Consider the following 22,520-nt stretch of genomic DNA (forward strand, 5'->3'; position numbering starts at 1 on the left):
TAAAAGATATGAGCTAATTAGTAAAAAATAGCAAAATATAATGGCACAAACAATCAAATTAATTTATTCCAATTTCCTTATTTACAGTGGAGCCAAATTCCTAAGAACCGTTAAAACCAAGCAAAATCAAGAAGATTTTGCTTATGAAAAAGTATAACTTAGGAATATCCACTATAAATAAGTTTTCTCGGCATAAAATAATTTGAATAAAATATTATCAAATTAAATTAGTTATATTTAATTTTAACTAATTTACGAATGCATAAACAGTAGTTTTTTGAGTCAAAATAATTTGCATATCAACAAAATAAAGGTGAATCATACTCTTTGTGTTCCTCCATAAAAGATTGTGAATGAGTGACAATTACTTTTTATGATGTAAGAGGTAGCTGGTCTTGCTACCCTCCCTACCTATAAATGCTATCATTTTTTTGTTTTTTAATGGAATAGTCTACTGCATCTATCAAATTCTTAGTTGTCATTTTATTACACATAATCTCTCAACACATAAAACAAACGGCAGCTTCCTTGTTCTTAGAAAGCTGCCCTCTATCATATCTCTATATTTTCATGTCATTTCAAAATACTATCGTGATAAACAATTCATTTCAATTTGAAAATAAAAATAAAACAGTTAAAAATAATTGTAGATCATTTAACTGTTTTTATTATATTTATTAATTATGTAATAATCAACTTCTAATAAACTGGTTGATCTTCTTTTGAGGCTTTTTTAATCATATGATATACAACCACATACATAACTGCTACAAATCCATAAAAAATCATGTTTGCTGTCGTACTTCCATTCATAGCACATGCATCATAGAAACCATGAAGTAAAACAGCAGAAACATATCCAAGAGTTAAATTTATTATTTTTCCTACCGTATTTCCTCGATTCTCACATAATTTTGCACGTCCATAAAACACTCCCATAAACACAGAAAAACCAAGGTGTCCTGGAATTGCAAATAAAGCACGTGGTAATACCACTGATAACCCATAGGTAAAAACATATTTGATATTTTCAAAGGCTGCAAATCCTAAAGATACACATACAGAATACACTACACCATCATACAAGTGAGAAAAATTCCAATCATTCCAGGTGCGTCGTTTCAAAAAAAACATCTTAGTACCTTCTTCTACTGCAGCAACTACAAGAAAGGCAAACACTAATATATAATACGGACTTTCTTTAGATAATGTATTATCCAATATTAGATTTCCAACCCATTCTAAAACAATCGAACACAAAGCTGCAACAATCCCATATCCAATCAAAGATCGTAATAATCTTGGTGGTTCTTTTTCAATAGTATCCTGCTTATATACATACCATAACAAAAAAATTGCTGGAATAATTGCTGCTAAGATATAGATAAAAATAATTCTACCAAACGCCATTGGCATAAAGAAAAACATATATCCATCTCCTTTACTATTTCATATACAATTAAAAATCAAGTAAGCTATTGTCAAAAAGTTTTCATAAAACAGCTTAAAATCGCATCTTTACTAGCTGTTTTTATATAACTATTTTTAAATGTGAAAACAGTATTTCCTAAACTACTAAATAAAAATAAAACATACAATTCTACTTAGTTAAAATTTGACAAACTAAAACAGCATTATTATAATATACACATGTAAATTTTGCAACAATTTGTTTATCAAAGATAATATAAAAAAGGGAGAATGTATCGTGCAAAAAGAAAATCAAAGAGTTATGCTGACAAAACAATTATTAAAAGAGAGTTTGATTTACTTAATGAAAAAAAAAGAAATCCAAAAAGTTACTGTCAGTGAGTTATGTCATAATGCTGGAATCAACCGCGTTACCTTTTATAATCACTATAATTCACCCAAAAATTTACTACAAGAAATAGAAAATGAACTTATCGATGATATTCACGATTTCATTAAGCAAAAAAATATTGATCAAAGTTATCAATTAAACAAACAAATAGAAATTATTTGTGACTATTTAAACAAAAATCGAAAAATAGCAAGATTGATTTTTCAAAATAATTCTGAAGATTCAGAGTTTATAGAAAAATTATTTTATTGTCCTAATATATGGGATGAATTAAATAAAAAATTTTCTAATCTCTATGATGAAGAAGCAAAAAATCTGTTGCTTACATTTATTATAAATGGTACATACGGGATGATTAAAAAATGGCTTTTAAGCGATATAAATAAAACACCACATGAAATTAGTAAACTTATAAATGATATTTATCTAAAAAATATCACAAATTAAATATACTAGTTAATAATCATCAAAAATCATACGACATTTTAATTTCCCTTCTTTCAAAATATAATTCATCTACTGATAAACCAGTGATCAGATATTCGCTTTCTCCGATATTGAGCCTGTATTTTATCAGTCTTACCATTATCATACAACACAATTTCCAAAATAATTTGTCCAGAAAAATTATTATATTAGATTTTTAAATAGGTCAGAACCATCTGACCTATTTATAATTTCTATGCTTTATTCCAAAAAACATTGCCTCAATCTTACTGAAGACAAAATCGGTACTTTCCTTTTCCATGACCAGATACTGGCTCAATAATGCCGTGTTTTGTCAATTCTCTCAAAAGCTCAGAAGCTCTAGATGGCCTAATACCAATCACTTTCATCACATCTGAACGTCCAAAAATTGTTTGATCTGAAAATTTTTCATAAAGCTTCAAAATATTACTTACCGTTTTGGGCTGGAAAACTTTTTCAATCTCCGCTTTTAAAATGTCAATGTCCGGTTTTATAGTTTCAATATCCGGTTTTTCTGTTTTCTTAAATGCTTCACTGATGTGCAATGTTCGGTTATAAAGCGGATGGTTCTCGTTCAACAGAAGATTGCGTAGGAAAACTTCAAGATATTCTGTTGTTTCATAAATACCATTTTTCAAATCATTGTAATTTGCTCTTACCAGTGCATTACGAAAATACCATGCATTCTTAGCAAAAATATCATTCGTTACATCAAATCCCAATGTGCGCAGATATTTGATGAAAAACACTGCTGTCGTTCTAGTATTGCCCTCACCAAATACATGAATTTGCCACAATCTAGATATAAATACTGCAAGATGATGTACAATCTCATCCATTGTAAGACTTTGGTAGGAAAACTCCCTCTCCTTAGAAAAGTCATAATCCAACGTTTTCCGCAACTCTGTAGCACTTCCGTAGAGCACGGTCGCTCCATTCAGCACCCATTCCTTCTTTGTGATGTTATAATCACGGATATGTCCTGCATGAGAATAAATGCCAGTAAACAGCTTCCTGTGAATGGAAATATACTCATTGGGCGTAAAACTAAATGCTCGCTCGGACAGTAGAGCTGCAATCCTTGCCGAAACCTTGTCGGCCTCTTCGGTGCGATCCTCAGCATCGTGGGCAGGGTTTTCTTCATAGTAGCTCTGCAAAAGTGCATTTGTTTCATCAAAGGATATCTCGCCCTCGATATTGCGAACAGCAGTACGCACCAGATATTCCGATGTCCTCAGCCCATCAACAGCCTGTAGACCAATTGCTGTATGCCACGCATAGCCTTTATCCCGTTTATCAGGCTCGGACTCTTTAATATATTCTTCAAATGGATCTTTGTTCACTCTATATCACCTCGCTATTATTCTTTTCTCTACCAGAAAACTACTATTTCCACAGATATAATCTAACTAATTTCTCCTGATCTTTAATACTGCGGAAATACGGACAAAATTTATATAGTACTAATGCTTGCTCGTGCATCCCAAAATATAAGTTCCATCAATTTTGCACCACCTTAATGCAAAATTTATTCTTGTTCCATATCGTCAATATCCTCTTCTCCTGTCTTACTGGCTTCCAATGCTTGATATTCCTGATTTAATTCTCGTAACTATTCTTCCTTGCATGATAAATACAATTTGTATTTTGAAGCAAAAATTTATGTTTCATTTTCAGGTAACATATGCTTAACTACAGATTTATTTTTGTCTGCACATAACACAATACCAATCGGTGGATTGTCTCCTTCATTCATAAGTTCTCGTTCATAATAATGAACATACATCTGCATCTACCCTAAATCCTGATGCGTCAAATCTTCAACTTTTAAAATTAAAATAAAACATTTCAAAATATAATTATAAAATACAAGATCAATTCTAAAATGACGTCCATCAAACGTTATTCTTTTCCGTCTTGTGATAAATGAAAAACCTCTGCCAAGTTCCAAAAGAAATTTCTGCAAATGTGTAATTAACGCTTGCTCTAAATCACTTTCATAAAAATCATCATTAGGCGCCAGCCCAAGAAATTCAAACACATATGGATCACGGGTAACATCTTCTAGTTTTTTCACCATTTCCAGTATCTGAATTTCTGCTGTAACTTGATCCTGATTTTTACTGGATAATACCCTTTCATAGAAGAAAGAATTTATCTGATGCTTAAGTTGTCTGTTACTCCATTGAGGTTTTTACAGCTTCCTGCATATAAAAATTCTCGTGCATTTTCATTTTCCACTCGCATCAAAAACCGATAATGAGTCCAACTCAATTCGCTACGCAATGCGTAGCCATTTAGAAACGTTAAATAAAACTACCGCATATTTTTCAAGTTTGCAACAGTAAATCCTTTCCCAAAATCTCTAGTCATTTGTTTTGATAATTCTTTCAATAACCCTGTTCTATACTACGCTTTTTCATTACCACCCTGTTCTTCAATGATTGATCTTCCTGTATTTCAATAGGCTTCAACCATTGCAAAATTAGCCGTTTAATAGACTTTATTTCTTGCTATATTTAAAATATTTTTATTTCATTATAAAAATCCTGATTCATTATAATCTCGCTTGTCCTTATTTATATTTCTGAAATCAAATACGACTATACCATCAATATCATCAATTCCCATTTCCGCTTGGAGCCATTCTAAATTTTCTCCTCTTCTATCTACAAACATTTTTAAATAATCTGGTATTCCGATTCCAGAATGCTTTATTCCATATACTCCTTGAACAGAATTATTTAGTATTTTTTCTCCGTCTGGCAATATATACTTCCTGTTAAACTGATCCAACACACTTTCAATATTGCTATAGAATAATAAATCTAACAATGACAACTTTAATGCCTTATTTACAATATCCGTATCTTGCAGTTTATGCCTTGGATATTTATACAATTCCTTATATACCTTTAATGTTGGAGATAAATAACATCCATTTTCACAATTGTCGCACCAATAAATAACAGAACTATCAATATATGGAAATTCGTCAATTTGTTTATTTATATCCACAGGTGCAGTAGAATAATACAAATATAAAGGGAAAGCGTTTTTGTGTTTTGCCGTTTTCATAAGCAGATCTATTTGATAACCATTTTTATTTCCATAAGACAATAACGGATAATTATCTCTGCCATCGGAAAGTAATTTTTTAGCCTGTACTAAAAATCTATAGGCATTATATTCTTTGCCATATCTTGGAGTTAAAATCCACCATTCCCAATCAGCACCATTGTTTGCTTCTTTATGTCTTGTAAATTCCTTATAGTATAGATTAGAACAATGCTCTGACGTATAATATAACAACCAATCCGTTAGAGATTCTTCTTTTACATTTGGTTGTTTATTTAACCAATCATAAATTTTTCTAGAGCTGTCGTGAAATACCACTATTCTTCTCCTCTCTTGTAACACAAACTTTATATGACCTCAAAATACTTTAAAGCATCTTTGATTGTTCCTACCTTTTCTGGTGTCGGATACTTCTTTAGCTGTTTTAATTTCTCTACCGCATTAGGGACATCATACATTGTTGACAAGCCTAAATCCTGCTTTACCTCTGTGCAATGTATGAAGTATGTACCTTGAAGCCGTATTTTGATTCTATGTACTCCTTAATCATCTTATAGGTAACCTGCTCTTTGGGTTTATACGCTGCGACTCTCTTGGCGATATTATCAAGTGACATTTTGCCCGTACCTTCGCCAAACTCCACTTTTTTATATTGATTACATTATCTGTTATTTGTGGGAAAGCATTATTATCGTCTCAACATGTGTCGTATGGGGAAACATATCAACTGGATACATGACATTACTGCGATATCCTAGTTTTGCAAGATACTTGATATCTCGAACCTGAGTACTTGGATCACATGAAATGTAGACAACTTTTTGAGGACTTAAAATCTTTATTGCATCCATAAATTCTTTAGTGCTCCCGCTTCGAGGTGGATCCATAATGATACAATCAACTTTTTGTTTTTGCTTAGCCAGTTTAATCATAAAAGCTGTAGCATCATCATTAACAAACTTGATATTACTAATTTTATTCATCTTAGCATTATTGATGGCATCTTTAACAGCATCTTTGTTTACCTCTACTCCAATTACCTCTTTTACTTTACTTGAAGCAATCATTCCAATCGTTCCAATTCCACAATAAGCATCAATAACAATTTCATTTCCTTTTAAATTCAATAGATTCAAAGCTTTATGATAAAGTATTTCACACTGATAATGATTGATCTGATAAAAAGATTTTGGAGAAATCTTAAACTTCAAACCACACAATTCATCAACAATAAACCCCTTACCATAAAGTACCTTTTCATCATTACCTAAAACAATACTTGTTTTTCTCTTATTAACATTTAAAACAACCGTTTTAATACTAGGAAAACTCTTTATTAACTCATTACAAAAATTCTTAGATCCTTTAAATACATTATCATTACAAACTAAAACTACCATTGTCTGATCACTAACGATTGCTCTACGAATTAAAACATGTCTTAACAATCCTTTATTTCGATTCTCATCATAAATGCTAATTCGATATCTTTTTAATAAACTTTGAATTTTCTTTATAATTAAATCACTTACTTCTTCATGTAACAAACAGCGATCATAAGGAATAATTTTATGACTATCTTCTTCATAAAAACCAAATTCATACTTTTGATTAAAAGCAATAATTATTTTATTACGATACTCATAGGGATGTTCCATCCCTAACACATCTTCTACATGATACATATCTAAACGATTGTCTTTTAAGAGTTTTTTACAATACTCTTTTTTGATATCTAATTGTTTTTGATAACTACTATTAATATATTTACAACTGCCACATTTCTTTTCTATTAAACATTTCATTTTAAAGCTCCTTTTTTAATCAACCTGTGCTTTTTACGATTAATACAAATCTTAAAGTATTTAAAAATATTTTCTGTCATTTTCATTTTTCGTACAAATAACTTATATTTACTGATAAAATATATTAGTCAAATATCCACTAATATATAAATTTTGCTTCAATATAGTTTGAACCCCTGCATTAGCACTAAAATATTAAAAACACTGCTAAATAAATTTAAAACATCTTCATGCACAAGCTATTAAATATCATCCTCATTTAAAACTTTCTTAATATATGTTGCTAACATATATGGCATTTTTTCTTCAAAAGTATCTAATTGGCACCCTAATAATTCTTTGATTTTAAGCATTCGATAATTAATAGTATTGCGATGTATATAAAGATTTTTAGCCATTTCAATTTGACTCTCATTATAAAACAAATAATAAAAAAGTGTTTTTTCTAATTCACCATGATGTTTTTGATCATAATCAATAAGCGGCTGTAACAAACGATGATACATTTCACTGAGGATTTGTTTATCTTCAATTGAAAAAAGAATTTGATATATTCCCATTTCTTCAAAAAAAACAATTGGTAATTGAAATTGTACAGCCATTGAAACCGCAGCACGAGCTCGCTTATAACTTAAAATTACTTGCCTAAGATCCATCATCTGACTTCCTATTCCTAGATAAATATATTTACCCGTTATTCTTTTTTTAGCTCTTTTATACATTTTATCAATAATTCTTTTTAAATTATCAGTATCAAGATTATTTACGACCAAAACAAAATGCCCATCAAACCAAAAAAAAGTATAGGGACTTTCAATTTTTTCAAAACATAGTTCTAATTGAAAAGCGACTTTTCTTCTTTCAATAGCATCAAATTGATCAGAATTTTCAATTCCAATTAATACTACTTGAAAATTACCATCCACATCGAATGAACCCATTAACTGTGGTCGTATTTCTTCTACCGTTTGTACAGTTGTAAACACCTCTTGAAAAAGTTTTGATATCTGCCGATCTTCTTTTTCAGAAAACAAACACCGCATACTAAAATCTTTAATCAAATCAGCCATATGAACTTCCCAAGGTGTCGTTAATAGCGGAAATTCCTGTTCATTGCAATAATCAATAATATCTTGTGATATCTCAAAAATATATTTACCAGTATTGATTATTAAACCCACACTATGATATTTAACTAAACATTTGATAAATTCTAAAAGTGCTTCTTGACTTTGAAAACCTAACCCAGTCGTTACAGCCAACTCTTTCCCCCATAATTGTTGAATTATTTTAGTATCCTCAATCATATGAACCCAACTCATTGCATTTCCACAACCCTCTTGACCAGCTAATAGTTTTAAACGGTATTGTTTTTGAGTTTGAATCAATGCATCTTCTATTGTAAATCCCATTTGTTTTTCCTCCTCTTTTCTTATTTTAGCATTATTTGTGCATAGTGCACAAATAATTATTATTTTTTTATAATCTATGTCCCTAGAATTATTAAAAGTTTATTATATAATATTATTGTATAAAAAAAAGAACATTCAGGAGGGACATTAAATGGACATTTATGGATATTTTGTAATAACTGATAATTTTGAAACTTGCCCTGCTTGGGTTCAAAGTGAAAATTATTTTAATTGCGAAAATTTTTCAAGATTTTTCAAATTTTTTAAAAAAAGATAATATTTAATTCAAAAACAAAACAGAATTTATTGATTTCTGTTTTGTTTTTTCATTCAATTATTTACTATTTCTTCGCTGCTTTCTTAAACATATATACTTTTTCTGAATCATTTTAATATAAATGTTCTTACTTTATTCATTTTGTGCTGCTGCATCTTGATAACGAATCACCTTTGCAGGAACACCACCAACTACAGCATAATCTGGTACATCTCTTGTTACAACCGCTCCCGCTCCAATAACAGCATATTCACCAATCGTTACTCCTGGACAAATAGTTACATTCATACCAATCCAAGCATTCTTTTTTATTTTTACCTTTCCATATGTATAAATAGAATGTCTTTCATTCATATCATGATTTATTGTGGCAATGCGAACACCTGGAGCAATCATTACACCATCTCCAAATTCAATTCCACCTGAAGCAGATAAAATAGCAGAGTGATTAATAAATACATTTTTACCAAATTTTACTCTATTTCCAAAATCACAAATAAACGGCGTAAGTATTCTTACATCTTTAAGATCCCTTTCAAATAATTCCTCCAAATATTTAATATAAGATGTATCATTTGGTAATACTGCATTTGCCTTTGCACAAAGTGTTCTAGCACGGATCATTTCATCACTTGCTTCTTTAAAATATTCTTCACGTACATCTGTTGGTCCCCCTTGATCCATCAAATAATAAACATACCCTTTCTCGTACTTCATTTTATATCCACCTTTCAATTATTTTTTGTGCATTGTCTACAAAGCTGCCAGTTATTGCAAGACCATCTGTAACTTTCGCTCTATGAGCTGCATTTTTAATGTCCTTTTCTGTTGATGCAAGTCCACTGGGTGCAAAAAAGATGAATTATCTTTTCAATAAAATCCAATTCTTCTAAAAACGTATACACTGCCATCAACATAGTTCCCCAATAATTAGGATATCCTAGATATATTTCATCATACTAGTCCATATTATCTGGTAAGGTGATAAGTTCTGGTCTAGCATTTATCTGTAAATCTTTTTTCGCTCTTCAATACAAATATTATATTCTTTTGTTCTATCTTAAATAAATCAGCACCTGCAATTTTTGAAATCATTTTTGCCACTTTTCAGTATTACCAATGGTTATATATTTTATAGAGCCGCCAAAATAATTTTCACCAGCTCTTGAGTAAAATGCTACAAGTTTTTTCATTCCACATTTTCTCCTTTGTCCCAAACTAATTCACCAGTTTTTAGTGCTTTTTCATAACGAGAAATTTTATATATGAGTCTAGCCATCGTTTCTTCAATTTGCTTTTTTTGCGATTTTAAAACCTCCATCTGGTTATTAAGAAGTTCTAATCTTGCCAAAATAGTATCATCACCTTGTTGAAACAACTTTACATATTCAATCATAACTTCTATTGGCAGACCAGCACTTCTCATACAAATAGCCAACTCTACCCATTTTAAATCTTCTTCTTGATAATCGCGGATTCCTCCAGATGTTCTTGTAACTTCAAGAATCATCTTTATTTGCTCATAATAGCGCAATGTATTCTGACTAATATTTCTGCTACTTCTTTAATTGTCACTATATCATCTCCTTATTTCAATCACAGTATACAACTTAGAGTTTACTCTAAGTCAAGATTTTTATGATAAATATTTATAAATCAATAATAAAAAACAAAGATACAACTAATGTAGATATCTTTGTTTTATTAGACATATAATTTAACTAGCAAAATTTTATCTTACTGAACTGCAAAAGTTAACTCCGCTTTACAAACAACCTTGCCATTTACTTTTGCAACCGCATCACCAATTCCAATTGGTCCTTTTTGTTTTGTTAAAACACATTCCATTTCTAAAACATCACCAGGTGTTACTTGCCCTTTAAATTTACATTTATTAATTCCCCCAAAGAAAGCAATCTTACCTTTATTTTCTTCCTTTGAAAGAATTGCAATACATCCTACTTGAGCTAATGCTTCAACGATCAAAACCCCCGGCATAACATGATGCTGTGGAAAATGTCCACAAAAATGCATCTCATTTACACTAACACATTTTATTCCTTTAGCCCACTGACCAGGTTTATAATCAATAATACGATCAACTAAAGCAAAAGGATAACGATGGGGATTGATTTCTTGAATTTGATTACTATTTAATTCCATTTTCTTATTCTCCATATTTCTTAAATACGATCGTAGCATTATGTCCACCAAATCCTAATGAATTTGACATAGCTACATTTACTTCTTGATCTCTACCAGTATTTGGTACAATATCTAAATCACATAGTGGATCAGGTGTTTGGTAATTAATTGTAGCAGGAATAAAACCTTCTTCTATTGCTTTTACACAAATAACGCCTTCAATTCCACCTGCAGCACCTAAACAATGCCCCGTATTTCCTTTAGTTGAAGATACCGCAACACTTTTAGCAGCTTCACCTAAAGCTGTTTTAATTGCCATAGTTTCACCTTTATCATTTAATGGCGTACTAGTACCATGGGCATTAATATAAGTTACATCTTCAGGTTTTAAATTAGCATCATTAAGGGCATTGATCATTGCTTTAGCACCACCTGAACCATCTTCTAATGGCGCTGTAATATGATGCGCATCACAACTTACACCATAGCCAACCATCTCACAATAAATATGAGCACCACGAGCTTTAGCGTGTTCTAATTCTTCAAGGACAATAATTCCGGCTCCTTCTCCCATAACAAACCCGCAACGATCAGCATCAAAAGGAATAGAAGCACGTTTAGGATCATTATTATCACAAAGAGCTTTCATTGATGAAAAGCCACCAATTCCAAGCGGAGTAATACTTGCTTCAGCTCCACCAGCTATCATTATATCTTGATATCCATCACGAATATTTCTAAAAGCATCACCAATAGCATTAGTACCACCAGCACAAGCAGTGACTGGGCATGTACATAATCCTTTAGCCCCTAACTCAATAGCAATATTACCAGCTGCTAAATTCGTAATCGACATTGGTACAAAAAATGGCGAAACTCGATCATATCCTTTTTCTAACCCTTTAGTATGATCTTTTTCAATTGTTGCAAGTCCCCCAATTCCACTTGATACTACTACCCCAAAACGATCAGCATCAATATCTTCAATATTTAAAGCAGCATCTTTAAACGCTTCTTTTGCAGCAATTACCCCAAATTGAGTAAAACGATCCATTTTACGAACTGCTTTTTTATCTAAATAATCTGCAGGATTGAAATCTTTAACCTCACCAGCAATTTTAACTCTTGTTAATTCTGTGTCATAGTTAGTAATTTCAGCAATTCCACAAACTCCATCTTTAATACTTTTCCATGTCTCATCAACATTATGACCAATAGCATTAATTGCCCCAAGTCCAGTTACTACTACTCTTCTTCTTTCCATCATCTTTCTCCTTACATTGCCATTCCGCCGTCAACATGAATAGTCTGACCAGTAATATATCTAGCATCATCACTTGCTAAGAAAACAACTGTATTAGCAATATCGCTTACTTCTCCAAAAATACCTAAAGGAATTTGTTTGGCCATACTATCTTTAACATCTTCTGGTAAAACATCTGTCATCGCTGTTTTAATAAAACCTGGTGCTACAGCGTTAACTGTAATCCCACGACTGCCTACTTCACGCGCTAAAGACATTGTCATCCCAATTATTCCCGCTTTACTAGCAGAATAGTTGACCTGTCCAGCATTTCCAGCTACACCTACTACTGAAGACATTGAAATGATTCTTCCATATCGCTGTTTCATCATGATCTTAGTAACATGTTTCATACAATTCCATGTTCCTTTTAAATTAACATCGATAACAGCATCGAAATCACTTTCTTTCATTCTCATCAATAAACCATCTTTAGTGATTCCAGCATTATTAACTAATACATCAACACGACCAAATTCTTTCATGATTTCTTTAAACATTGCTTCTGTTTCTGTAAAAGATGCAACGTTGGCTTGAACTAACATTACTGTAGTCCCAAAATCTTCAAGTTCTTTTTTTGTTGCCTCAGCAATTTCTTTATTATTACCGAAATCAACATAATTAACAACCACTTTAGCACCTTCACGAGCACAAGCTAAACAAATTTCTTTGCCAATTCCCTGGGCTCCACCAGTTACTAAAACTACTTTATCTTTTAATTTCATTTTATTCTCCTTTTAATCCAGAAATTGTTTTATTTAATGATTCTTGATCTTCAACTTGATAAGTCTTAATTTTTTTATCAATTTTACGAATAAAACCGCTCAATACCTTACCAGGACCAATTTCAATAATTGTATCTACACCATTTTCCAACATATAACGAATACTATCTTCAAAATATACTGGTGACATTACTTGTTTTTCTAACATTTCAGCAACACTTACATTTGCTTCTAATTCTTTTGCTGAACTATTAAAAATAACTGGTATTTGCATTTCATTAAAAGTTATATCTGCAAATTTTTCTTTAAGTTCTTGACTAGCTGGTGCTAATAACCTGGTGTGAAATGGACCACTTGTATTCAACGGAATTGCGCGACGAGCACCTTTTTGTAAAGCTAATTCACTTGCTTTAGTAACTGCATTAGCCTCACCACCAATAACTAATTGTCCCGGACAATTATAATTAGCTATTGATACTACCCCTAAATCACTTGCTTCTGCAACAGCTTCATCCAACAATTCACGATCCAAACCAATAATTGCAACCATTTTACTTTCCATTTCCTTTACTGCTCGTTCCATTGCTTGCCCTCTAAAACGAACTAGACTGATTGCTGTTTGATCATCTAATACTCCAGCAGCATTTAATGCTGAATATTCACCTAAACTAAGTCCCGCTACAAAATCAGGAACAATTCCATTTTCTTTTAATAACTTAGTTGCAATTACAGCAACAGTTACCATACATGGCTGCGTATTACTTGTTTTTGAAAGTTCTTCTATCGGTCCTTCAAAACACAATTTTTTTACATCAATATCCAAATCAATATTATCAAAAATATCTTTTGCGATTTGATAATTATCATAGAATGATTTACCCATTCCAACAACTTGACTGCCTTGACCAGCATATACAAATCCTATCTTTCCCATTATTCTAGTCCTTCCTTCAATTCATCCATCAACTCTTTGACTGAAATTATCTTATCATTACGATAGCCATTGCTGCCACTAAATACTAACCCTTCATCAAGATTCCCTTTAGCAGCATTGATCAAGGCTCCACTTATACAATAAGGTGTCGTCTTTATGTCACAGGGAATCAAACAATTATAACATTTTTTTACAGGTATTCTTTCATCATTTTTCAACTTTTCTGTAAGTTTTGTCATGATCGCTCTACCTGGCATTCCTACCGGTGATTTTACGATTTCAATATCTTCTTTTTTAGCATTGATAAAAGCCTGCTTATATTTAATATCGGCATCGCATTCATCAGTACAAATAAAACGGGTTGCCATTTGAACACCATCAGCTCCTAAGTCTAAAAACTCTTGGATATCTTTACTATCATAAATTCCTCCCGCTACAAAAATCGGAATTTCTTTTTTATACTTCTCTACAAATGGTTGAATTGCTTCTTTTACTTCTTCAAAGATATCGGCTAACTTAGCCGTTGTCTTATTTAAGACATCTTCTTTATGAAAACCTAAATGGCCCCCAGCTTCGCTGCCTTCGATAACTACAAAATCCGGTGCTACTTTAAATCTACGATCCCATGTCTTACAAATCAATTTTATCGCTTTACCACTTGATACGATTGGTGCAATCTTGACCTTTGTATCTTTTACAAAACTAGGTAAATTCATTGGTAAACCTGCTCCAGAAATGATGGCATCAATTTTATTTTTTACAGCTACTTCAACTAAAGCAGCATAATCAGTAATCGCAACCATAGCATTGATTGCAACCATTCCTTTACCTTTTGCAATCTCTTTAGCTTTTTTTATTTCATTAGCTAATTCACGTCTATTAGCTTCAAGCGGATTTTTCTCAAAGTCTGCTGCCCGATAACCAGGATGAGCAGTTGAAATAACACCCATCCCGCCATTTAAAGCAACATTTCCAGCTAAGTTTCCTAATGAAATTCCTACGCCCATTCCTCCTTGAATAATCGGAACCTCAAGGCACATCTCACCTATGTGTACTTTTTTCATCATTAAAACTCGCTTTCTAACTTTTTAAACTCTTGTTTACACTCATCAAACAATTCGGCAATAATTGCTGCTACAGGTTTTATTTCATCTACCATTCCAGCTACTTGTCCAGCCATTAAAGAACCTGTTTCTACATCCCCTTCTAATACGGCTCTTTTTAATGAACCTAATGTATACTTTTCAAGTTCCATCATATCAGCGCCTTCTTTTTCACGTTTGATGTATTCTTTAGCCATTTTATTTTTTATAATTCTTACTGGTGTTCCAGCAATTCTTCCAGTTACTGTTGTACTTGTATCTTTAGCATTAATAATTGCTTGTTTATAATTTTCATGAATTGGGCATTCTTCACTAGCTAGTAAACAAGTCCCTACTTGTACCCCACTAGCCCCTAGAGCATAAGCTGCTAAAAGTTGTTTTCCACTAGCGATCCCACCAGCTGCAATTACAGGTACTTTGACTGCTTCAACAACTTGAGGAACTAAAGCCATTGTCGTTAATTCGCCGATATGACCACCAGCTTCAGTACCCTCAACAATAATCGCATCGACATCATATTTTTCTAAACGTTTTGCTAAGGCAACACTTGGTACAACTGGTAACACTTTGATTCCTGCTGCTTTCCATGATTCAACATATTTACCAGGATTTCCTGCTCCTGTCGTTACAACGGGAACTTTTTCATCAATTACTAATTGTGCCATTTCATCAGCACATGGATTCATTAACATGATATTGACTCCAAATGGTTTGTCAGTTAAGCTGCGACAAATTTCAATATTCTTTTTTAAAGTTTCTGTATCCATACCACCAGCTCCGATTAATCCAAGCGCTCCGGCATTAGATACACTTGCCGCAAACTCACCAGTTGCAATATTGGCCATTCCTCCTTGAATTAAAGGATACTTTATGTTTAATAATTCATTTAATTTCATTTTTTAACTCCATTCTATTAATGTAGCGCCCCAAGTAAGGCCCCCGCCAAAACCAACACAAATAATTTTATCGCCTGGTTTTAACATCTGTTTTTCATCCATCTCTGCTAATGCTAAAGGAATACTAGCAGCAGAGGTATTTCCATATTCTTGTAAATTCATATAAAACTTATCTTCAGAAGATTTTAACTTCTTATATACATTTTTAATAATTCGATAATTAGCTTGATGACATACAACATATGCAACATCATCAAGAGTCAGATTGCTTTTCTTTAAAACTGCATTTATGCTTTCAGGAATTACTTTAACAGCAAATTTAAATACTTCCTGTCCTGCCATCGTAAGGAAATGATTTTCACTTACTTCATTAATTGCTGGTGCCTTCAAAGCATCTAAATTACCAGCAGAATTGCTGTAGCTAGCAAAAATTCCTTCCCCATTACTAATAACTAGTGCTCCTGCGCCATCACCAAACAATACACAAGTGTTTCGATCATTAAAATCAATCATCTTAGATATTTTTTCACTACCAATTACTAAAGCATATTTATCACCTAAATTTTGTAACAACGCCTGAGCTACTGTTAAAGCATAAACGAAACCGCTACAAGCTGCATTTAAATCAAAACACATTACTTCTTGATCATTTAACCCTAACTTTTCTTGAATTAAGCAAGCATTACTAGGTGTAAAATAGTCTGGTGTCATAGTTGCACAAATTATTAAACCAATTTTACTTTTATCTATATTTTTTATTGCTTTTAAAGCTGCTTGATATCCCAAATCAACACAACTTTCTTCCTTTGCAATATGTCTTTTTTTTATTCCAGTTCTAGAGACAATCCACTCATCTGATGTTTCAACCATTTTTTCAAGATTGAAATTATCAAGAACTTGTTGTGGTGCATAGTAACCAGTTGACAATATTTTTAATCCATTCATATAATCTCCTAATATTTTTCTTTGATATCCTCAAAGAAATAAACCAGCTGCTGTAATGATTTAATCAATAATTCATCATCAAGAACATGACTATCTTCACATACCCGACTAACCATTTCTTCATGAAAATCACGATGAACCTTACAAACACGATTCCCTTTAATTGTTAATTCCACCCGAATAACACGACGATCATTTTCATCTTTATGACGTTTTACATACCCTTTAGCTTCCAGCTTTTTTATCGCTGTCGTAATCGTTCCATTCGTTAAAGTTGCTTTTGAAGCAATCGTCGACATCGTCGGATTTGATAAAGAACTGATTGCATCAATAATATGCAATTCTGATAAACTTAAATCTTCAACTCCATGTCCTACCATATATTGTGCTTCAATATCTGATATTTGGTTAAATAATCTAACAAACAAATGGTTGATCAATTCTCGATTTAAAATATCGCGATTAGTCATTTGTAATTCGGCCCATTTCTCTAAATTTATTATAGCGTTTAGTTATTAATGCTGTTTTTGATAATTTCATTAATTCTTCTAAATTATTACGAAGATATATCCTTAAACGCTTATACACATATTCACGATTTTTTGTAATTCCTCCACGAGGTTCTTTGATGATCTTATCAATTATTTTCATTTCATATAAATCATCCGCTGTTAATTTCATTAACTCTGCTGCTTCATGAACACGTGTACCATCTTTATCTTTCCACAATATCGATGCAAATCCTTCTGGTGATAAAACTGAATAAACACTATTTTCCAGCATCACCATACGATCTCCGATACTTAGAGCAAGAGCTCCGCCACTTCCGCCTTCACCAATTACAACAACAATAATTGGTACTGTTAATTGTGACATTTCCATCAAATTACGAGCAATGGCTTCACCAATTCCATGTTTTTCAGCTTTAAGCCCTGGATAAGCACCAGGTGTATCAACAAAAGTGATAATAGGTCGATTAAACTTCTCAGCTTGTTTCATCAAACGCAGTGCTTTTCGATATCCTTCTGGTGAAGACATTCCAAAATTACATTTTAGATTTTCCTCTAAAGTTCGCCCTTTTAAATGCCCAACTACTGTACAAGGAATATTTTCAAACATTGCCAATCCCCCGACAATAGAGCCATCATCTTTATAAAAACGATCGCCATGTAATTCAATAAAATCATCAAAAAGATTTTCAATATATTCATACACGTTTGGTCGATCAGATTTTCTTGCAAGATAAACCCGATCATAAGCACTAATATTTTGATAAGCTTCATTTTCCAAACGAGCTTTCGTATTTTCTAGATCTTGAATTTGTAAAGTATGATCAATTTCCTGATCATCTTTTAATTTTAATAATTCTAATTCAATTTCTTTAATTTTGATTTCTTTTTCCTGCAGTGACATTATTGAACCCCCCTGCTATGCATTTTTAATAATTTAATAATTGTTTCTCGCATTTTTGAACGTTCCACTATCAAATCAATAAATCCTTGATCTTGCATAAATTCCGTTCTTTGGAATCCCTCTGGTAATTTTTGTTTGATCGTTGATTCAATTACTCGGGGACCAGCAAAACCAATTAAAGCTTTCGGCTCTCCAATAATAATATCACCTAACATTGCAAACGAAGCCGTTACACCACCCGTAGTTGGATGCGTAATATAAGAAATATACAACAATCCCGCTTCATGATGTTTAGCTAAAGCTGCACTTGTCTTAGCCATCTGCATCAAAGAAATAATCCCTTCCTGCATTCTGGCTCCCCCTGAAGTTGTAAAGATAATAATTGGACACTTACGCTTTGTAGCATGTTCAATCGCTCTTGTTATTTTCTCTCCAACAGCACCTGACATACTTCCCATCAAAAAACGTGAGTCCATTACACAAACAACAACTTTTTTTCCACCAATTTTCCCTGTAGCACAGACAACCGCTTCGTCAAGATTAGTCGTCTCTTCTAATTTTTTTAATTTTTCTTTATAACCAGGAAACATTAATGGATCATTAGATTTAATATTTTTATATAACTCTTTATATCTAGCTCCATCATATAAAAGATTTAATCGTGTATAAGCACGCATCTTTAAATGAGCTTTACATTTAGGACAAACATAATAATTTTCTTTTAAGTCTTCACTTAAAATCGATTCCCCACAATTTTCACACTTAGTGTATAAACCATCTGGTATATCAATTCTTTTTTTATCTTGTAACTTATGACGAATTGATTTGAATAAATTTAATTTTTCTTTTCGCGCTCTAAATAATTCTTCCATTTACTATCTCACCAACTTATCTAAGTTATTTTCAATAAAACTTGTATCAAAATTTCCTTTTACATATTCCCCTGTATGCAAAATCAAATACTGTAATTCTTGATTAGTATCAATACCATCAATAACCAGCTCAGCTAAAACCCTTCGCATCCTTCTAATTGCCTCTAAACGATTAGAACCATGAACAATAACTTTTGCAATCATTGAATCATAGTGTGATGATACTTTATAGCCTTGATACAAAGTTGTATCAATTCTGACTCCCAATCCGCCTGGTAAATGCACACTTTTGACAGTTCCAGGACAAGGTCTAAAGCCTTCGCGGGGATTTTCGGCATTGATTCGACACTCAATTGCATGACCATTCAAATGAATATCGCTTTGCTTATATGTTAATTTTTGATTAGCTGCAATCCTAATTTGTTCTCTGATCAAGTCTATTCCGGTAATCATTTCGGTAATTGGATGTTCTACTTGAATTCGTGTATTCATCTCAATAAAATAATAATTTCCATCTTGATCAAGAACATATTCAATTGTCCCTGCATTACGATAACCAGCTCCAACAGCTGCCTTAACAGCATCTTCTCCCATCTTTTGTCGTAATAAAGGTGTTAAAGCTTTGCTAGGTGCTTCCTCAATCATTTTTTGATTACGTCGCTGAATCGAGCAATCACGTTCCCCTAAATGAATAACATTACCATAATTATCAGCCAAGATCTGGAATTCGATATGTTTAGGATTTAAAATCAATTTTTCCAGATACATATCATCATCACCAAAGCATGCTTTAGCTTCTGCTTTAGCTGTTAAATATGCATCATCAAATTCTTCTTTGCTAAAAGCTTTTCGCATTCCACGGCCTCCGCCTCCAGCTGAAGCTTTAATTAAAACTGGGTAACCAATTCGATCAGCTGCCTTTTTAGCCTCTTCAAGACTATTGACGCTGCCATCACTTCCAGGTACAACTGGAACTCCAGCCTCGATCATCTTTTGACGAGCCATACTTTTATTTCCCATCATGTCAATAACATCACCACTTGGTCCAATAAATGTCATTCCGCATTCTTCAACTAAACGCGCAAAAGTCGAGTTTTCAGATAAAAAGCCAAAGCCCGGATGAATTGCATCACAACCTAGAGCTGTTGCAGCACTTAAAATATTTTTCATATTTAAATAACTATCCGCCGCCTTTGCCGGTCCAATACATACTGCATGGTCTGCCAGCTGCACATGTAATGAAGTACTATCAACATCAGAATAAACAGCTACCGCTTCAATTCCTAACTCTTGACATGTTCTTATAATTCTTACCGCTATTTCGCCACGGTTAGCAATTAAAATTCGTTTAAACATATCTATTACCCTTCAATTACCATCAATACTTGATCATATTCTACCAGGTCTTCTGTTTCGGCCATGATTGCACTAACCGTTCCATCAATTGGTGATTTGATTTCATTCATTACTTTCATCGCCTCAACAATACATAGTACCTGACCAGCTTTTACTTTACTACCTACTTCAACATATGGTTTAGCAGCTGGTGAACTTGCTGCATAGTATACACCTACGATCGGTGATTTGATTGGAGTCCCTGTTATTGCCGGCTCCTTAACTGCTTCTAAAGGGGCTGATGTCGAAGAAACCGGTGTTGGAGAAACAGGAAGTACAGTGGCTTCACTATTAACTACATTTACAGGTGCTGCTGGTGCTTTTTCTAATTCCAATTTAATATCATCTATTTCTACTTTCATTTTGAAAACTTCTGAGTTTTCAAATTCATTGATAAGTTGTTTTACTAAATCAATTTTCATAATCTTCTCCTTTGTTTTGAATATCAAAGTAAATTTTCTTAAAAAAATAATGCTCATACTTTGAACATCAAAATATTTTTTTTGCAAAATTATTACCCAGTCAAACTGGGTAATAAAATTAAGCGTTTGCTTTAATATAATCTACGATATCTTGTACTGTTTTAATTTCAGCTGCTTTTTCATCAGGAATTTCAATATCAAATTCTTCTTCTACAGCCATAATTAATTCAACTGCATCTAATGAATCAGCATCTAAATCTTCTTTTAAATTAGCATCTAAAGTTACTGCATCTTCATCACAACTTAATGAATCAACGATTATTTCTTTTACTTTTTCAAATTCCACGTTTTATTCCTCCTCGTGTATATTACGCGTACATTATAACAAAAAGAAATTATTTGTAAATAGTTTGATGTTCAAAATTTTTATCAAATTTTGTTTATTTACGCAAATCCCAATAAAATCAACAGTTTTTAACCATATTTTTTATAATTTATTTTAAAATATTAAGCCTATAAATACTTATTTACAACCCTAAATCACAGTACTAACAGTTATAAATTCGCTCAATATATTGATAAATTAACATAAACCTTATATATCAGTTTCTAAAAATAATCATTATTTTACCTGCTCGTTTATATAATTCATTACCTCACGATAAATAACCTGCATTCTATTTCTAGTTTCACTATTTCGATAATCTAAACGATTATATAAAATATCAATATATTTATTATTCAAAATCTCTAAAAAACAATATTTAAAATTCAAATCAAATACAAAAGCAAAATGCGATAACCAAACATCCAGATCCGTCTTACGCATCGTACTTAGAACCGTTTGATGTTTTAAAAAAGATTGATAAACTTCATCTGTAATCGTCTGATTTTCAATCTCTTCTTTAGTTTTATCAAAAATTGGTTCTAATGGAAGAGTACATTTAATTTCTAAATTATCAATTTTATCAGCATCACGAATAATCTTAGCATGCATTAACTCTCGCTCACTCAAACCCGATGCTATTACAAATTTATTATGATTTTTTATCGCTTTATATATAATAGAATCATTATCTCGATCATCGCTAAATTTTTCAATCAATTTATCTTCAAATAATAACTTCACACCAAAATCAGCATGATCTACAGTTAGATTATCATAAAAACTATTATATATCCGTAATTGCTCAAAACGTCCAATATCATGCAATAACGCAATTAAACACGCTAAATCAATTTCTGATTGTTCAAGATTTAAACTCTCAGCAATCGCTCTAGCTTTATTTACAACGCTATAAGTATGTTTTACTTTTAGTTCAACTTTAGGATTCGTTATATCGTAATCCTTAACATAATCATTAAATACTTTATACGCTTCTTCTATTTTAAACATCCTATCACCTCATTATTAGTATACAATGAATTTCTTGTTTAACCTATTTTTTTCTATAAAAGAAATAATTTTTAAATCTATTTATTCTAATAAATACCAATTTTCCTAT

23 protein-coding genes and 1 pseudogene are annotated in these 22,520 nt (G+C 32.1%); 1 reads left to right on the forward strand and 23 read right to left on the reverse strand.

Features of this window, described 5'->3' with window-relative positions; translation table 11 throughout:
* Window positions 1-699 precede the first annotated feature (699 nt).
* Entirely contained in the window at window positions 700-1,428 is a 729-nt protein-coding gene (locus BR82_RS0110635) for a PrsW family intramembrane metalloprotease (RefSeq protein WP_027090182.1), read from the reverse strand.
* Window positions 1,429-1,708: 280 nt separating this feature from the next.
* Here BR82_RS0110635 and BR82_RS0110640 point away from each other — a divergent pair, with 280 nt between their 5' ends.
* Window positions 1,709-2,269 carry a TetR/AcrR family transcriptional regulator gene (locus BR82_RS0110640; RefSeq protein WP_027090183.1) on the forward strand — a complete coding sequence of 187 codons (561 nt, stop codon included), beginning with the start codon at window positions 1,709-1,711 and terminating at the stop codon, window positions 2,267-2,269.
* Between the two features lie 266 nt (window positions 2,270-2,535).
* Here the strand turns inward: BR82_RS0110640 and BR82_RS0110645 are convergent, their stop codons facing one another.
* The 22 genes and pseudogenes from BR82_RS0110645 to BR82_RS0110770 all read right to left on the reverse strand — a co-directional run bounded on the left by BR82_RS0110645 (window position 2,536) and on the right by BR82_RS0110770 (window position 22,411).
* Entirely contained in the window at window positions 2,536-3,633 is a 1,098-nt protein-coding gene (locus tag BR82_RS0110645; protein ID WP_027090184.1) for a Fic family protein, read from the reverse strand.
* Window positions 3,634-3,950: 317 nt separating this feature from the next.
* A pseudogene (locus tag BR82_RS17470) lies at window positions 3,951-4,370 on the reverse strand (PDDEXK nuclease domain-containing protein).
* Window positions 4,371-4,828: 458 nt separating this feature from the next.
* Window positions 4,829-5,686, reverse strand: a complete 858-nt coding sequence (locus BR82_RS16410) for a DUF6615 family protein (protein ID WP_027090186.1) — start codon at window positions 5,684-5,686, stop codon at window positions 4,829-4,831.
* 350 nt (window positions 5,687-6,036) lie between these two features.
* On the reverse strand, window positions 6,037-7,173 hold the full coding sequence (rlmD, locus tag BR82_RS0110670; RefSeq protein ID WP_027090187.1) for a 23S rRNA (uracil(1939)-C(5))-methyltransferase RlmD: 1,137 nt from the start codon (window positions 7,171-7,173) through the stop codon (window positions 6,037-6,039).
* Between the two features lie 242 nt (window positions 7,174-7,415).
* Entirely contained in the window at window positions 7,416-8,585 is a 1,170-nt protein-coding gene (locus BR82_RS0110675; protein WP_027090188.1) for a PucR family transcriptional regulator, read from the reverse strand.
* Between the two features lie 409 nt (window positions 8,586-8,994).
* The gene (locus tag BR82_RS0110685) at window positions 8,995-9,579 is read right to left on the reverse strand and encodes a DapH/DapD/GlmU-related protein (RefSeq protein ID WP_027090189.1); all 585 of its coding nucleotides are present in this window, start codon (window positions 9,577-9,579) and stop codon (window positions 8,995-8,997) included.
* A 95-nt stretch (window positions 9,580-9,674) separates the two neighbouring features.
* Window positions 9,675-9,779 carry a hypothetical protein gene (locus tag BR82_RS17990; protein ID WP_471530104.1) on the reverse strand — a complete coding sequence of 35 codons (105 nt, stop codon included), beginning with the start codon at window positions 9,777-9,779 and terminating at the stop codon, window positions 9,675-9,677.
* A gap of 272 nt (window positions 9,780-10,051) precedes the next feature.
* Entirely contained in the window at window positions 10,052-10,411 is a 360-nt protein-coding gene (locus BR82_RS15695; RefSeq protein ID WP_418080438.1) for a MerR family transcriptional regulator, read from the reverse strand.
* Between the two features lie 188 nt (window positions 10,412-10,599).
* Window positions 10,600-11,025: a 3-hydroxyacyl-ACP dehydratase FabZ gene (fabZ, locus tag BR82_RS0110705; protein ID WP_027090190.1), complete on the reverse strand. Its 426-nt coding sequence runs from the start codon at window positions 11,023-11,025 to the stop codon at window positions 10,600-10,602.
* Window positions 11,026-11,029: 4 nt separating this feature from the next.
* Window positions 11,030-12,271, reverse strand: a complete 1,242-nt coding sequence (fabF, locus tag BR82_RS0110710) for a beta-ketoacyl-ACP synthase II (protein WP_027090191.1) — start codon at window positions 12,269-12,271, stop codon at window positions 11,030-11,032.
* Window positions 12,272-12,282: 11 nt separating this feature from the next.
* Complete coding sequence (fabG, locus tag BR82_RS0110715) at window positions 12,283-13,035, reverse strand: 3-oxoacyl-[acyl-carrier-protein] reductase (protein ID WP_027090192.1); 753 nt, start codon at window positions 13,033-13,035, stop codon at window positions 12,283-12,285.
* Between the two features lies 1 nt (window position 13,036).
* Window positions 13,037-13,969 (reverse strand): ACP S-malonyltransferase, encoded by a 933-nt coding sequence (gene fabD / locus BR82_RS0110720; protein ID WP_027090193.1) that lies wholly within the window; start codon window positions 13,967-13,969, stop codon window positions 13,037-13,039.
* Complete coding sequence (locus BR82_RS0110725) at window positions 13,969-15,033, reverse strand: NAD(P)H-dependent flavin oxidoreductase (protein WP_027090194.1); 1,065 nt, start codon at window positions 15,031-15,033, stop codon at window positions 13,969-13,971. The genes fabD and BR82_RS0110725 overlap by 1 nt, the downstream gene beginning before the upstream one ends.
* A 2-nt stretch (window positions 15,034-15,035) precedes the next feature.
* Complete coding sequence (locus BR82_RS0110730; RefSeq protein WP_027090195.1) at window positions 15,036-15,968, reverse strand: DUF561 domain-containing protein; 933 nt, start codon at window positions 15,966-15,968, stop codon at window positions 15,036-15,038.
* Between the two features lie 3 nt (window positions 15,969-15,971).
* On the reverse strand, window positions 15,972-16,913 hold the full coding sequence (locus tag BR82_RS0110735) for a beta-ketoacyl-ACP synthase III (protein WP_027090196.1): 942 nt from the start codon (window positions 16,911-16,913) through the stop codon (window positions 15,972-15,974).
* Window positions 16,914-16,921: 8 nt separating this feature from the next.
* Window positions 16,922-17,383, reverse strand: coding sequence for a MarR family winged helix-turn-helix transcriptional regulator (locus BR82_RS0110740; RefSeq protein ID WP_027090197.1), 462 nt, complete (start codon window positions 17,381-17,383; stop codon window positions 16,922-16,924).
* Window positions 17,376-18,326, reverse strand: a complete 951-nt coding sequence (locus tag BR82_RS0110745; RefSeq protein ID WP_027090198.1) for an acetyl-CoA carboxylase carboxyltransferase subunit alpha — start codon at window positions 18,324-18,326, stop codon at window positions 17,376-17,378. The genes BR82_RS0110740 and BR82_RS0110745 overlap by 8 nt, the downstream gene beginning before the upstream one ends.
* Window positions 18,326-19,198 carry an acetyl-CoA carboxylase, carboxyltransferase subunit beta gene (gene accD / locus BR82_RS0110750; protein WP_027090199.1) on the reverse strand — a complete coding sequence of 291 codons (873 nt, stop codon included), beginning with the start codon at window positions 19,196-19,198 and terminating at the stop codon, window positions 18,326-18,328. Before accD ends, BR82_RS0110745 begins: the two co-directional genes overlap by 1 nt.
* Before the next feature lie 3 nt (window positions 19,199-19,201).
* Window positions 19,202-20,554, reverse strand: coding sequence for an acetyl-CoA carboxylase biotin carboxylase subunit (locus tag BR82_RS0110755; RefSeq protein ID WP_027090200.1), 1,353 nt, complete (start codon window positions 20,552-20,554; stop codon window positions 19,202-19,204).
* Window positions 20,555-20,559: 5 nt separating this feature from the next.
* Window positions 20,560-21,015, reverse strand: coding sequence for an acetyl-CoA carboxylase biotin carboxyl carrier protein (gene accB, locus BR82_RS0110760; RefSeq protein WP_027090201.1), 456 nt, complete (start codon window positions 21,013-21,015; stop codon window positions 20,560-20,562).
* A gap of 118 nt (window positions 21,016-21,133) precedes the next feature.
* Window positions 21,134-21,361, reverse strand: a complete 228-nt coding sequence (acpP, locus tag BR82_RS0110765; protein ID WP_027090202.1) for an acyl carrier protein — start codon at window positions 21,359-21,361, stop codon at window positions 21,134-21,136.
* A 276-nt stretch (window positions 21,362-21,637) separates the two neighbouring features.
* Window positions 21,638-22,411 (reverse strand): HD domain-containing protein, encoded by a 774-nt coding sequence (locus tag BR82_RS0110770; RefSeq protein ID WP_027090203.1) that lies wholly within the window; start codon window positions 22,409-22,411, stop codon window positions 21,638-21,640.
* Window positions 22,412-22,520 lie beyond the last annotated feature (109 nt).

Source organism: Thomasclavelia saccharogumia DSM 17460, from assembly GCF_000686665.1.
GTDB lineage: Bacteria > Bacillota_I > Bacilli_A > Erysipelotrichales > Coprobacillaceae > Thomasclavelia > Thomasclavelia saccharogumia.